Consider the following 13,749-nt stretch of genomic DNA (forward strand, 5'->3'; position numbering starts at 1 on the left):
TTTTTAGAGTATTGGTTAATCTTAAAATAAAGAAGTTTTATACTGAACATAACAGCTCATCATCAAAGAGATTTTAGCGCCGTTGGATATTCTTATTCTTCCGTTAAGAATATTATGGGCAGATTTTCTTTTAATTTTCCTGAATAAGGATATATAATATCTGTAGGCCAGGTATACTCCGAATCTGGATGAAGGCGGGAGCATTTTAATACCAATCAGGGCCTGTCTGAATTCTTCTTCTATTTCTTTTTCAATAGATGCTTTCACATTGTTGTCGAAATAGGTCATGTCCAGTCCCGGAAAATACACCCTTCCCAATGTATAATAATCGTCCTTCATATCCCGTAAAAAATTTACTTTCTGGAAAGCAGATCCTAAAATCATGGCATATGGTTTAAGCTTTTCATACTGTTCCTTATCTCCGTTTACAAAAATCTGAAGACACATTAAGCCTACCACTTCTGCAGATCCTAATATATACTCTTTGTAAAGATCGGAATTATAATCTATTTTCTGAAGATCCATTTCCATACTTTTCAAAAACTGATGGATAAGTGTCTCATCAATATCATATTGATGTACTGTTTCCTGAAAAGACTGAAGGATAGGATTTAGAGAAATCCGGTCTTCCAATGCATTAAAGGTATCTTCTTTAAACTTACGGAGCAGTTTTTCTTTGTCATAATCATGGAAGCTGTCAACAATTTCATCAGCCAGGCGTACGTATCCGTAAATAGCATAAACAGGATTTCTAATAGCGGAAGAAAGAGCCAGGATTCCGAGTGAAAAACTGGTACTGTACTGTGTTGTAGTCTCTTTACTTACTTTGAAAGAAAGTTCGTCAAATAATTTTTTCATAGCAATCAATTTTTTATGGCTTCTGTTGCAGCTATCTTTCCTGATATGATGGAAGGCGGTACGCCGGGTCCAGGTACGGTAAGCTGCCCTGTATAAAATAAATTTTTTATTTTTCTGTTTTTGAGCGAAGGTTTCAGAACGGCGGTCTGGGACAATGTATTGGCAAGCCCGTAAGCATTTCCCTGATAAGCATTATAATCTTCCTTAAAATCTTTTACACAATAGCTTCTTTTATAGTCAATTTTCAGCAGAAGATCGGTTGCTCCTGTATGCTTTTCGAGCCTGATAATCATTTCCATAAAATATCTTTCTCTTATATCTTCAGAATCTTCAATTCCGGGCGCTACAGGCATTAGCAGGAAGACATTTTCACAGTTTGGCGGTGCTACATCCGGATCTGTTTTTGAAGGGCAGCACGCATAGAATAATGGTTTCGTAGGCCATTTTTTATCCGTGTAAATTTCATTGGTATGAAGATCAAGGTCATTTTCGAAAAACAAAGTATGATGTTTCAGATTAGGGATCTTTTCTTTAAATCCAAGATAATAAATCAGGCATGAAGGTGCAAAAACGCGTTTCTCCCAATAATTTTCATCATAGTTCCTGAATTCTTCCGGTAAAAGTTTCGTTTCCGTGTGATGATAATCTGATGAAGCGATGATCACATCAAAATCAATTTCTTTTTGATTAACCGTTAATGAAGAAACTTTTTTTTGATTGATATTGATTTTTTCAACATCCGCATTTACATAGAAACGGGTTCCCTGTTCTTCAGCAATATTTTTCATTGCCTCTATAATTTTTGAAAAACCGCCCATTGGATACCATGTCCCTAACTTATATCCTCCGTAGTTCATCAAACTGTACAACGCAGGAATATCCTTTGGGGCAGCTCCCAGAAATATAACAGGGAACTCCATTAAAACAATCAGTTTAGGATGAGTGAAATATTTTCTTACAAAACGCTGGAAATTGGTAAGCAAATCCAGCTTCAGTGCACTTTTTGCTATTTTCGGAGAGACGAATTCAAACCAGGAATGGCACGGTTTATTCACAAAATCCTGCATCCCCACTTCGTATTTATACTGTGCATCTTTCATAAAAGCATCCAGTTTTTTTCCGGCTCCCGGTTCTGTTTTTTCAAACAGTGCTTTCATTTCTTCATAGTTGTGAGGAATATTCATGATTCCGTCTGAAAAAACCATTTCAAATTGCGGATCCAAAGGAACAAGCGTATAAAAATCGGCAGCTTTTTTACCAAAATCATTAAAAAAGGATTCAATAATATCGGGCATCCAGTACCAGCTTGGTCCCATATCAAAGGTATAGCCGTTATCTGTTGTAAATTTTCTGGCTCTGCCCCCAATGCTGCTGTTCTTCTCAAAAAGATGAACTTCATGGCCTTCTTTTGAAGCATATGCAGCAGCCGAAAGTCCCGAAAATCCAGATCCTATCACCGCAATCTTTTTTTTCATAGTTAATTTTTAAATGAATATTCTTCGTAAACTGTTTTAATAAGATCCTTACTGTCAATATTTTTTGAAAAAATCGGATAGTGAAATCGATCTAACTTATTAAGCATCCTGATAAGCTCCATTTTTTCATTGTAGGTAAGATTTCCTGAAACAATATCCGTGGCTTGCCGGATCTTTGTCATCTGCTTTTCCAATGCTTCAGTGCCTTTTTCAGAAATTTTTATTAATTTATTTCTTCTGTCTATATCAGATTCTGTCTGCTCAATCCATCCATTCTTTAACAACCTTGTGATAATGAGCATTCCTACAGGCTTGTCATGAATGTTTTTTTTAATAAGCTCCATTTTGGTCATTTGCCCAAAAGCTTTAAGATTAATAAGGTAGATGAAATCTTCCTGCGTCACAAAATCAGAATTCGAAATTGCAGATTTCGAGTAATTTTTGGCATATCTGTTCAAATGTAAAAGCAAAGTAGTAATAGCGCTTTCGGGAGATCTTCCTTTTTCTTTTCCTTCCCAATAAGGCTCGTCTATTTGTGAGTTTCCTGATGATAAACGATCACAAATCCATTCTCTAAAACCGTTGATATCAGCAGAATAATACTGTTTATCATTTTCCTTTTCAAACTTTTCCAGAAGGTCAATGACTTCTTTTGTCATTTTATAATTCATGATATTGAATTTTTATATAAATATACTAATTTTTTTAATCTTAGTACAATAATATACTAATCATTTTTTATGCCAAAAAACTTTTTAAAAAAAATTTAGAAAGTCCCTAAATAAGGCATGTTTATTGTAACCTACAAAGGACACCAATTAAAATTTTAATATGAACAACGAAAAAACAGTATCAGTACTAAACGATTTGCTGAACATCACGAACGACAGAATTGAAGGATTTTCTAAAGTAGAGGACAAAGTATGGGACACTCATTCTGCTCTTAAAAATGATTATGACCAGATGGTATCACAGTCTCAGACTATGAAATCTGATCTTGTAAGACTTATCAATGAAAAAGGCGGTGAGGCTGACAATTCAACAAGCACCGCAGGTGCTGTACACAGAGCGTGGATTGACATCAAGAATTCATTTACCGGCAATAAAGACGAATCTACCCTTGAAAATGTAGTATTCGGGGAAAAAGCAGCTATTAATGCTTATGAGGATGCTCTAGAAAGCGGAGATCTTTGTCCGGAAAGTTCACAGATTGTTTCTGATCATCTTCATCATTTGAAATCTTCTTATGCAAGATTTGAAAATCTGGAAGAACTGAATTAATACGTACTGTTTAAGTAGTATTAGAAATAAGAGAACTCTTTTCAGGGTCCTCTTATTTTTTTGTTTAATGTTTAAGAAATTCAATTAATTCAAAGTTTAAAAAGGATAATGAATCTCAATTTCTTATTTAAGAGGATTTTAAAGATTTAATTTTTTAAAACATTAAGAAGTTAAGTTTAATAAAGCTTTTAAAGTAAAGATTATATATTGATGTATTTAAGATTATTAAGTTGTATTTCTAATTCTTCACTACTGAATGTTTAAAAACTTAATGTCTGTTTTTATAATGTATGGAAGAAAGATTTTTCAGAATTTCTGCGCTTTGTTCCGGAGTTATATCCCTTTGTGCTTCGGCAAGCATTTCGTAGCCGACCATGAATTTTTTAACTTCAGCATTACGAAGAAGCGGCGGGAAAAAATGCATATGGAAATGCCATTCCGGGTGTGAAAGTCCGTCGGTTGGCGATTGATGAATTCCAGCGGAATAAGGAAACGAAATTTCAAAAAGATTATCATATTTAATGGTAAGGTTTTTTATTATCCCGGCCAAATCATATTTTTCAGCATCTGAAAACTCAAGGATACTTCCGGCTTTTCTTTTGCTGATAATCATCGTTTCATAAGGCCATACCGCCCAAAATGGCACGAGCGCAACAAAACTTTTATTTTCAAGAATGATTCTTTCATCGGTTTCAATTTCTTTTTGAAGATAATCTTCCAGAAGAGATCTTCCGGTTCTTTCAAAATAGGATTTCAGACTTTTCTGTGTTTTTACAACAGCCGTCGGAATGGAAGATTGTGCCCAGATCTGACCGTGCGGATGAGGATTACTGCAGCCCATAATCTGTCCTTTATTTTCGAAAATCTGCACATGATTAATGAATTCCTTACTTCCGAGTTCATCATACTGTTGCTGCCAGACGTCTATTACCTCTTTAATAGCATCCTTTTCCATTTCAGGCAACGTAAGACTGTGATTTTCAGAAAAACAGATTACTCTGTTTATTCCTCTTTCAGGTTTTATGGAAAAAAAATCAGTGCTGTTATCAGAAAATTCAACTTTATCGCTGAGCAAAGCTCCGAAGTCATTGTCGAACACATACACACCCTGATAGTCGGGATTTTTTTCGCCGTTCGCCCTTATATTTCCCGGGCACAAATAGCATTCGGAGTCATAAGCCGGAAGTTCTTCCTGTATTGTTTTCTCAGTCTGCCCCTGCCACGGTCTGTTGGAACGTTGCGGAGAAACCAGGATCCATTCGTCGAGCAGCGGATTGTATCTTCTGTGAGGATGTTTTTTGCTGTCAAATACTACATTCATTGCTGATATATTCTTTTATTCCTTCGGAAATTTTAACCTGATACACTTTCATCTGAATTTTAAATTCAGCTTCATATTTTTCACGGATTCTGCTGATTACATTTTCAACACAATCTTCTTTGATAAGGTTGATGCTGCAACCGCCAAAGCCGCCTCCCATCATTCTTGCACCGATAACGCCTTGCTCTTTTAAAGTTTGTTCCACCAAAAAATCAAGCTCATTACAGCTTACCTCAAATTCATTGGAAAGTCCGGAATGGGTTTCGGTAAGCAGCTTTCCGAGACGCTCTGCATTATTTTCAGACAATGCTTCAGCAGCCTGTCCTACCCTTTCGATTTCTTTCAGGAGATACAAACATCTTTTGTATGAAATTTCTCCTATCTCTTCGCGTACTTCCTCAAGCATTTCAACACTGAAATCGCGGAATTTTGTGATCTGCGGAAACTTTTTCCAAAGTGCACTTTTTCCGTTGTCCACATCTCTGCGCCTGTCATTGTACCCGGAAGTAAGATGCGTATGCTTGACGCAGCTGTCAAATAAAACCAGGCTGTAGTCTTTGAGATCCGCGTTAAAATACTGATGATCCAGTGAATGGCAGTCGAGCATAATAACTTGTCCCTCTTTTCCGAAAACGGAAGCAAACTGATCCATAATTCCGCATTTCACTCCTACATAAGTATGCTCCGACTTCTGCCCGATCAAAGCGAGTTCTTTTTTAGAAAAACCGAGATTAAAAATCTGATTGAGAATATAGGCAAAACCACATTCCAGAGCGGCTGATGAAGATAACCCCGAACCCATAGGAATCGTGCTGCTGAAAGCGATATTCAGCCCTCCCATTATTTTCCCTTCTTCCTGAATGGCATTAAAAACTCCCAGTAAATAATTAACCCAGGTCTGAGAAACCGGAGATTGTTTTTCTTTAACATTAAAACTGAAACTTTCATTAAAATCTTTCGCAATAAAGGTACACACATCAGAATTTCCTGTCTTCTCAACAGCAAAACAGATATATTTATCAATGGCTGCCGGTAAAACAAATCCATCACTATAATCTACATGTTCGCCGATGATATTTATTCTTCCTGGAGAAAGGAAAATATGTTCCGGTTCTGTGCTAAAGGCTTTTTGAAAAGCCTCTTTGGTATCATTAATTAATTTTTCCTGGATCAAAATAAAAAATATTGTGATGAATTTTATAAGTGTTAAATGTACACGTATATTTCAAATAAAACAAGGTTGTTTTTTAAATTATTCCATAAAGTAATTAAATTCTTTACGGTATTGAGACGGACTTTTCTTAATATACTCTTTAAACGTTTTATTAAAATAGCTGAAATTGTTAAATCCTGATTCAAAACAGACTTCCGTAATGCTCAAAGGCTGTTCAGCCAGTAGCTTCAGCGAATGGGTAATCCGGTATTCGTTGACAAACTGGGTAAATGTTTTATTGGTGATTTTCTTAAAATAACGGCAGAATGAAGGCACTTTCATATTGGCAAGATCCGCTATTTCTTCGAGGCTGATCTGTTCCTTAAAGTGATCTTTCACATAATTAAATATATGGTTGATTCTCTCATTATCCTCAACCTGCGTCTGCAGATAATACTTTCCGGCATTCAGTATCCTGTAATCCTGTGTAGTGGCGAGTTCGTCTAATATTTCCAAAAATGTGAGCAGCTTGTTGAGGGACGATATTTCGTGCATGTCGGCAATTTTTTGGCCGACTGTTTTTTTAATATTTTCATTAAAAACTATTCCGGCTTTTGATTTTTCGAGCAGAGCAGAAATCCGCTGCATTTCAGGAGTTTCCCAAATATGTTCTCCTAAAAAATCCGGCTTAAACTGGATCACCATTTCATAATCATTATTGGTATTTTCATTGGTAAGTCCGCAATGCGGGAGATTGCTTCCTATCAAAACAAGGTCGCCATCGGAAAAATAAGAAATATTGCTTCCAATCTGCCTCTTTCCGGAACCCTTGCACACAAATATAAGCTCTACTTCCGGATGATAATGCCAGACATGGGATTTTATATTTTCATTACGCTGAAATTTCAGACTTGTAAAACTGCTGCCGATATTTGGTTTTATGGCTTCAAACGCAGGATTGGCATGTTTCATTACTGTACAATTAATTATATGTAAAATTAACAATTAATATTCAATTAACATTAAGTAAAGGTTAATATTACACATATATATGAAAATTATATTGTAGAATGAGGAAAATATCTGCTGTAGATTTGCAGTATAAATTATTGATAACAATAAACTTGTCATTATGAATACATTTTTAAAATCAGCTTTTCTTGCAGGATTCTTATTAATCTCAGCAAGCTTGATGAGTAAGGACAGAGACTTTTCTATCTCTTTAGGAACGGTGAATGCAAAAACAATAAATTTTGAGATATCTAATGCTAAAAACGTTTCATTGTTTGTATATAACGATATAGACGGCGAAATATTTTCTGAAAAACTTGATGCAGAAAACGTTATTTCAAAATCTTATGATCTGAAAGAGCTCTCTACAGGAACTTATTATCTGGTAGCAGAATCTGAAGGAAAGGTTGAAAAATACAGAATCAGCATTAACAAAGATAATGTGATGGAAGTTGATAAAACTCCTGTAAGTGTTATCAATAAACCGGAATACAGTGTTTCAGGTAACTTTGTAAAACTTCATATGTCTGATGTAAAAAATCCTGTGATGATTTCTGTAACGGATTTTGCAGACAGCACCTATTACACAGCAACAAAACAATCTGAAAACGGAGATCTGAATGTCACTTTTGATCTGGATAGAAACACATCAGAAAATTACATCATCCGTGTAGAAGAAAACGGAAATGTTTTTAACAAGATCATTTCCTTAAAATAAAGAACATTAGTGTAATACACTAATTATTCCATATACTAATTATTATATAGTTATTCCGATTAATACCGGATAAAATTTCAGTACAGTTATTTTTTATGAGGCAACTCTTCTTTTCAACACAGAAAAAGAGTTGCCTCATTTTTAATTATGGTGCCCCATATTCAGTTTTATTTTTTTTACTTCTTCCAGCTCATAAACAGGTCTTTCAATGTCATAAGGAATCGGCATTTTAGAGAAAGTCTGGAAATACAGTAAACATGCATCTTTCCACCAGACAGCATCTTTAGATTGGATTTTTAGCTTTGACTGCACTTCTGTAAACCTCTGGTTGTCAATATAAGGCTTCATCTGATCCCATATTTTCTGATAATCTCTTACCTTGTGAACTCCTGAGTCATATTTATAGCACAGTTCTTCCCACATGGTTCTACCATCTTTCATTTTATATTCCCACGGCACATGGTGAAACCAAAGAATAAGGTTTTCCGGACAGGTTTTAATATTTCCATAGATTTCATTTAATGGAGGGAAATATTGTGAAACTGCATTACTTCCGCTTGCAGTTCTGTCAAAACCAAGTCCTTTTTCATCTGCCTGATGATAATAAACCGGCGACCAGTCGGGTCTTGTTCCTTTATAATCTCCCCACGGTTCGGGACCATAATGATGCATTCCTGCAAAAATATGATGAAGACCTAAAGGCATCATATAATCAACTGCAGTTTCTCTTGAAGTGAGCATCATTTCTTTTACAGGATTAAGAAATTTTTCATGATCCGTAAAAGTCATGGTAATCCATTCTTTAGCAATTTGTTCTGAATTAAGCTCATGATTCCATGCAAGGCGCCCGAATGCATACCAGTTGGCCTGTGCAAAATGATGGCCTGTCCAGTTCGTATCTTCTCCAATATTGGCAACCGCAGAAATGGCTGTAATTTTTGCAGGCCTTAACGTTCCGTCCGTGAGCTTTGCAATAGTAGAACCTTCCCCGTCAGAAAAGGTATCACTTTCCAATGTTTCTCTGAACAGCGGAGCCAGATATACCAAATGATTAGCTTGTCCAAGATATTCCTGGGTGATCTGGAATTCCACCATTTCCTGTGTCTTCCTTAAAGCTCCGAATAATGGGTTAAAAGCTTCTCTAGGCTGAAAATCTACAGGTCCGTTTTTGATCTGAATGATGACATTATCCCTGAATTTTCCATCAAGAGGAACAAATTCCAGATAAGCCTGCTTTGCGCGGTCATCTTTGCTCGGACTATAGACAAAGGCTCTCCACATTACAATTCCTCCGTAAGGTTTTAAAACATCAGCCATCATATTGGCGCCATCTGCATGGGTTCTTCCGTAATCCTGAGGTCCGGGCTGGCCTTCGGAGTTGGCTTTTACCAAAAAACCACCGAAGTCAGGAATTAATTTATATATTTCTGAAGATTTATTTTTCCACCATTTCTGAACATTTTTATTCAACGGATCCGAGTTTTCTGTACCGCCCAACACTTTAGGCGAAGCAAAATTCACCGAAAGATAAACCCTGATTCCGTAAGGTCTGAAAATATCTGCCAAAATTTTTACTTTTTTCAGATAATCTTCACGAAGCATATTCGGAGAGGCATTAACATTATTCAGAACCACCGAATTAACTCCGATAGAGGCATTTGCCCTCGCGTATTCTTCATATCTGGGAGAAATTGTATCCGGAAGATCTTCCCATTTCCAAAGAGAATGTCCTGCATAACCGCGCTCAATTGTTCCATCCAGATTATCCCAATGATTAAGGATTCTTACGTCGTAAGAAGGTTTTTCCGTTATATTTAAATTGGTAGTGGAAACATGGGTCTGCTGGAGCCGTAAAATATGATACACGCCATACAACAAGCCGATTTCTTTTGCAGAAGCAATAACAATTTTATTCTGTCCGGACTTTATGGTGTAACCGTCTTTCAGGTTTTTTAAAGATTTATCGGTTCGAAGTTCTACGGTTTGCCCCTGCCAATGACTGCTCAATTCTTTTCTGGCAATATTCAAGGTCGGGCTGTTTCCTTTTGCAATAATTTGATCTGCGGAAATCCCGTTTTTCGCAGGAAAGCGAAGCCAGAGCTGACTTCCGTCTTCCGCAAAAATCAGAAAAGGAAACATTAGAAATACGATGAAGTACATTCGGAAATGCTGCATGGTAATTTTTTTAATTTTTAATTTAAATTCTATAGGTTATACCTACGGCTATTGTTATTGAACCCTTCGGGTTCCGTGTGTGAAATTGGTTTAAAAACTTTGTCAAAGTTCGGAACTTTGACAAAGTTGATTGCATTTTACTGATTTTCGTCCAATCCTTCGATGGTTTTTATTTTACCGTTTTCATCATATTCAAGTTCTACAACCTTCATGCTTCTAAGCCATGTTCTTCCGCCGCTTGGAACACTGTCGTGAAAAAACAGGTACCATTTCCCTTTAAATTCAACAATACTATGATGGGTAGTCCAGCCTATTACCGGTGTTAAAATTTCACCCTGAAAAGTAAATGGCCCGTACAGATTGTCTCCGGTTGCATAACACAACAAATGCGTATCGCCGGTTGAATAGGAAAAGTAATATTTACCATTGTATTTATGCATCCAGGAAGCTTCAAAGAAACGGTGTTGGTCTCCGTGAAGCAGAGGATTTCCATTTTCATCGAGGATGAGAATGTCTTTAGGCTCTTCGGCAAATTCCAGCATATCTTCACTTAACAAAGCAACTTTGGAAGGAATGGCAGGTTCATGATCTTGAGGAATTACGGCACATTCCAGGGCTTTATTGTTTCGGTAACGCTGAAGTTGTCCGCCCCAGATTCCTCCGAAATACATATAATGTTTTCCGTTTTCTTCAAAAACACAAGGGTCAATGCTGTAGCTTCCCATCATCGGATGTTTTTCCGGAACGAACGGCCCGTAAGGTTTGTCGCTCACCGCAACACCGATTCTGAAAATATCGTTTTTGTCCTTCAGCGGAAAATACATATAATATTTACCGTTTTTAAAAGCAACATCACAGTCCCAGAGCTGTCTCCCCGACCATGGAATATCTTTAACCGAAAGCACAACTCCATGATCCGTAATTTCCCCGTTTTCTACATCATCCAAAGAAAAAACGTGATAATCATTCATGTCGAAATGATCACCGTTATCATTTTCTTCAATGCCGCTTTCTCGATCGTGGGAAGGATAGATATAGATTTTACCCTCAAAAACATGGACGGAGGGATCTGCCATATAATCTTTGGGGAATAGATATTTTGATTTTTTCATTTTTAAATAAGATATTAGATAATAGACTGATGGATAATAGATTTATAAATGATGATCGATGATCGATGATTTATTTTTTTTCTTTTGTTAGCTGAATGATTTTTTCTACTACAGGTTTTGCTTTGAAGTTGCGGTCGAAAAGTAAAGGGTAATCGGTTCTTCCTTTTACCGGGAAATCATTTTTCCAGGACTGGTTATCCGTAACGCCCCACATTGTCACTCTTCGGATTTTGTCTTCATGTTTGATGAACAGACGGAAGAAATCGAGGTAACGGTTTTCCCATTCTTTCTGCACATTTTGTGGAAGGCCTTTTGTATATGGATTCATCTTTGCCTGATATTCCACCGTATCTGAAACATTGGCGGAAGTTCCCCAAGGTGAAGGAAGCGCACTGATTTCCATTTCGGTAACATTTACTTTTACTCCGGCGGAAGCATAATCGACAATCGCTTTTTCATATTCTTCCAGTTTCGGAGTATCAAGCCCAACGTGTGTCTGCATACCAACACCGTCAACTCTTATTCCTCTGGATTTCATATTTTTAACAATATTAATTACCGTTTTTACTTTTTCAGGAAACCATTCGTTGTAATCATTGTAATACAGTTCGGCATTGGGATCAGCTTCCTGAGCGTACTGGAAAGCCAGCGGAATAAATTCTTCGCCCAGAATTTCATAAAATTTGCTTTTTCTGTACGTTCCGTCTTCCATGATGGCTTCATTAACTACATCCCATCCTTTTACACGGCCTTTGTATCTTGAAACAACTGTGTTGATATGATTTTTCATGCGCTGCTTCAACACTTCAGCGGAAACATTTTTTCCGTCCTTGTCCACAAAAAACCATTTGGGTAATTGGGAATGCCAAATCAGCGTATGACCAATGATAAACATGTTGTTCTTTTCACCGAAAGCCACAAAACGATCGGCATCATCAAAGAAAAATTTTCCTTCCTGGGGCTGAAGAAACATCGACTTCATACAGTTTTCCGCCACAATGGAACTGAATTGGGAGGTGATAATCTGATCTGATTTCACATCCGTTCCGTTAATCTGCGGCAGGCTCATAGCCGTACCGATGTAAAATTTATCTTTAAAAGCTTTCTTCAGGGAATTTTCCGTTTTTTGGGCTGCTGCATTTGAAACAGCAAGAGTCATTAAACCCAATACAATTATTCGCTTCATAGTCATAATTATTGTTTTCTTCTTTCTGCCAGATCTTTTTCAATCTGGACTTCCATTTTTTTATTGATTTTATAGAATAAAAGTAATCCGCATGCGATGAAAAAAGGAATTGAAGGGAAAACGCTTACCAGCATTTTAGCTCCTACAGCCACCGTTTCAGGCTGAACTACATTTTCAGTTCCCTCGGTAGAAATATATCCGTACTTACCGATAATCAACGCTACTAATGAGCTTCCGATGCTTAAACCTACCTTTAGACCTACCATCATGGCAGAGAAGATAATAGCCGTGGCCCTTCTGTTGTTTTTCCATTCGGAGTAGTCGGCTACGTCGGCAATCATGGCCCATAATAAAGGGGTGCTGATTCCGTAAAAGAATCCGTGTAAAATCTGGGAAAGGAACATCATTCCAACTGCCTTCGGAGGATAAAATACAAAGAACAGCACAAATAAAGTGGAAATGAAAAGCGATGCGATAAACGTATCACGCTTCCCATATTTATCGGCAAACTTTTTAGAAAAAGTAATTCCTATGATCATCATAATGATTCCACCTGCGTTAAACAAACCGAAACCTGCAGATTTAGGATCTTCACCAAAGAAATTCATCCCTATTGAATTGAAGAATGCGGTAATGGGTGAAATAAAACTTTTAAGCGAAGTTTCATCTACATAATTGTTAAAATAATACACATAAGCTCCTCCTTTCATTGCCAGCGTAATGAAAATAAAAGCAGTAACGGTTAACATAATGATCCACGGCCTGTTCTGGAAAATATCTTTTAAATCTTCTTTTAAGGTTGATTTTTGCTCAGGCTTTGGGATAATCCTTTCTTTTGTGGTGAAAAATGTGATCAGAAGCATGACAGAACCAATCACCGCAAGCCAGGTCATGACCGTTTCGATACCGGCTGCTTTATCTCCGTTTCCTACGGATAAAATAATCGGCAGCATGAATACCTGAACGAAGAACTGGGCAAACATCACCGCCACGAAACGATACGAAGAAATACTGTTACGCTCTCCCATATCTCCTGTGATAACACCACTCAGTGCGGCATACGGAAGATTGTTGGCTGCATACAACAACAATAACAAAGAGTATGTTGCGGCAGCATAGATCATTTTTCCTTGATATGAAAAATCCGGCGTGCTGAATGCCAGTAAAGCCGTAATCCCCAGCGGAACGGAGGTGAAAAGAATCCATGGTCTGAATTTTCCCCATTTTGTAGCGGTACGATCTGCCAAAGCGCCAACCATCGGGTTGAAACCGAAACCGGCAATTAATCCTACGATGAGCGTAATGACTGATGCATCTTCAGGTTTTAGTCCGTAAATATCCGTATAGAAATAAGCGAGATATGTTACAAGGGTCTGAAAAACAAGGTTGGCAGCAAGATCTCCCAGACTGTAGCCTATTTTTTCAACGACAGATATCTTCTGTGATGGATTGTTCATAT

The 13,749-nt window shown here is 37.2% G+C and carries 12 protein-coding genes; 2 read left to right on the top strand and 10 right to left on the bottom strand.

Going from position 1 to position 13,749, the window contains the following annotated elements:
- Positions 1-21: 21 nt before the first annotated feature.
- The 3 genes from BUA76_RS02010 to BUA76_RS02020 are packed head-to-tail and all read right to left on the bottom strand — an operon-like array spanning position 22 to position 3,004.
- Complete coding sequence (locus BUA76_RS02010; RefSeq protein ID WP_072883148.1) at positions 22-858, bottom strand: phytoene/squalene synthase family protein; 837 nt, start codon at positions 856-858, stop codon at positions 22-24.
- 5 nt (positions 859-863) lie between these two features.
- A complete protein-coding gene (locus tag BUA76_RS02015) occupies positions 864-2,333 on the bottom strand; it encodes a phytoene desaturase family protein (RefSeq protein WP_072883149.1) in 1,470 nt (489 codons plus the stop codon).
- Between the two features lie 2 nt (positions 2,334-2,335).
- On the bottom strand, positions 2,336-3,004 hold the full coding sequence (locus tag BUA76_RS02020; RefSeq protein ID WP_072883150.1) for a MarR family winged helix-turn-helix transcriptional regulator: 669 nt from the start codon (positions 3,002-3,004) through the stop codon (positions 2,336-2,338).
- 160 nt (positions 3,005-3,164) lie between these two features.
- Here BUA76_RS02020 and BUA76_RS02025 point away from each other — a divergent pair, with 160 nt between their 5' ends.
- Positions 3,165-3,614 carry a PA2169 family four-helix-bundle protein gene (locus BUA76_RS02025; protein ID WP_072883151.1) on the top strand — a complete coding sequence of 150 codons (450 nt, stop codon included), beginning with the start codon at positions 3,165-3,167 and terminating at the stop codon, positions 3,612-3,614.
- 268 nt (positions 3,615-3,882) lie between these two features.
- On the opposite strand, the gene BUA76_RS02030 is transcribed toward BUA76_RS02025, so the two are convergent.
- The 3 genes from BUA76_RS02030 to BUA76_RS02040 form a co-directional block, all read right to left on the bottom strand.
- Positions 3,883-4,935, bottom strand: coding sequence for a UDP-glucose--hexose-1-phosphate uridylyltransferase (locus tag BUA76_RS02030; protein WP_072883152.1), 1,053 nt, complete (start codon positions 4,933-4,935; stop codon positions 3,883-3,885).
- Positions 4,919-6,109, bottom strand: a complete 1,191-nt coding sequence (gene galK, locus BUA76_RS02035; protein ID WP_228408440.1) for a galactokinase — start codon at positions 6,107-6,109, stop codon at positions 4,919-4,921. Before galK ends, BUA76_RS02030 begins: the two co-directional genes overlap by 17 nt.
- Before the next feature lie 78 nt (positions 6,110-6,187).
- Positions 6,188-7,060: an AraC family transcriptional regulator gene (locus tag BUA76_RS02040; protein WP_072883153.1), complete on the bottom strand. Its 873-nt coding sequence runs from the start codon at positions 7,058-7,060 to the stop codon at positions 6,188-6,190.
- A 160-nt stretch (positions 7,061-7,220) separates the two neighbouring features.
- On the opposite strand from BUA76_RS02040, the gene BUA76_RS02045 reads away from it, so the two are divergent.
- On the top strand, positions 7,221-7,817 hold the full coding sequence (locus tag BUA76_RS02045; protein ID WP_072883154.1) for a hypothetical protein: 597 nt from the start codon (positions 7,221-7,223) through the stop codon (positions 7,815-7,817).
- 141 nt (positions 7,818-7,958) lie between these two features.
- Here the strand turns inward: BUA76_RS02045 and BUA76_RS02050 are convergent, their stop codons facing one another.
- The 4 genes from BUA76_RS02050 to BUA76_RS02065 form a co-directional block, all read right to left on the bottom strand.
- Positions 7,959-9,992, bottom strand: coding sequence for an alpha-glucuronidase (locus BUA76_RS02050; protein WP_178337293.1), 2,034 nt, complete (start codon positions 9,990-9,992; stop codon positions 7,959-7,961).
- Between the two features lie 137 nt (positions 9,993-10,129).
- A complete protein-coding gene (locus BUA76_RS02055) occupies positions 10,130-11,104 on the bottom strand; it encodes a glycoside hydrolase family 43 protein (protein ID WP_072883156.1) in 975 nt (324 codons plus the stop codon).
- 70 nt (positions 11,105-11,174) lie between these two features.
- On the bottom strand, positions 11,175-12,290 hold the full coding sequence (locus BUA76_RS02060; protein WP_072883368.1) for an endo-1,4-beta-xylanase: 1,116 nt from the start codon (positions 12,288-12,290) through the stop codon (positions 11,175-11,177).
- Positions 12,291-12,298: 8 nt separating this feature from the next.
- Positions 12,299-13,747 carry an MFS transporter gene (locus BUA76_RS02065; protein ID WP_072883157.1) on the bottom strand — a complete coding sequence of 483 codons (1,449 nt, stop codon included), beginning with the start codon at positions 13,745-13,747 and terminating at the stop codon, positions 12,299-12,301.
- Positions 13,748-13,749: the final 2 nt, after the last annotated feature.

The sequence above is a fragment of the Chryseobacterium takakiae genome (genome assembly GCF_900129385.1).
Lineage (GTDB): Bacteria > Bacteroidota > Bacteroidia > Flavobacteriales > Weeksellaceae > Chryseobacterium > Chryseobacterium takakiae.

What these genes read in the sequence shown, in the direction of transcription:
- BUA76_RS02010 (WP_072883148.1), bottom strand. Translation starts at nt 858, where the DNA reads ATGAAAAAATTATTTGACGAACTTTCTTTCAAAGTAAGTAAAGAGACT.
- BUA76_RS02015 (WP_072883149.1), bottom strand. Translation starts at nt 2,333, where the DNA reads ATGAAAAAAAAGATTGCGGTGATAGGATCTGGATTTTCGGGACTTTCG.
- BUA76_RS02020 (WP_072883150.1), bottom strand. Translation starts at nt 3,004, where the DNA reads ATGAATTATAAAATGACAAAAGAAGTCATTGACCTTCTGGAAAAGTTT.
- BUA76_RS02025 (WP_072883151.1), top strand. Translation starts at nt 3,165, where the DNA reads ATGAACAACGAAAAAACAGTATCAGTACTAAACGATTTGCTGAACATC.
- BUA76_RS02030 (WP_072883152.1), bottom strand. Translation starts at nt 4,935, where the DNA reads ATGAATGTAGTATTTGACAGCAAAAAACATCCTCACAGAAGATACAAT.
- BUA76_RS02040 (WP_072883153.1), bottom strand. Translation starts at nt 7,060, where the DNA reads ATGAAACATGCCAATCCTGCGTTTGAAGCCATAAAACCAAATATCGGC.
- BUA76_RS02045 (WP_072883154.1), top strand. Translation starts at nt 7,221, where the DNA reads ATGAATACATTTTTAAAATCAGCTTTTCTTGCAGGATTCTTATTAATC.
- BUA76_RS02050 (WP_178337293.1), bottom strand. Translation starts at nt 9,992, where the DNA reads ATGCAGCATTTCCGAATGTACTTCATCGTATTTCTAATGTTTCCTTTT.
- BUA76_RS02055 (WP_072883156.1), bottom strand. Translation starts at nt 11,104, where the DNA reads ATGAAAAAATCAAAATATCTATTCCCCAAAGATTATATGGCAGATCCC.
- BUA76_RS02060 (WP_072883368.1), bottom strand. Translation starts at nt 12,290, where the DNA reads ATGAAGCGAATAATTGTATTGGGTTTAATGACTCTTGCTGTTTCAAAT.
- BUA76_RS02065 (WP_072883157.1), bottom strand. Translation starts at nt 13,747, where the DNA reads ATGAACAATCCATCACAGAAGATATCTGTCGTTGAAAAAATAGGCTAC.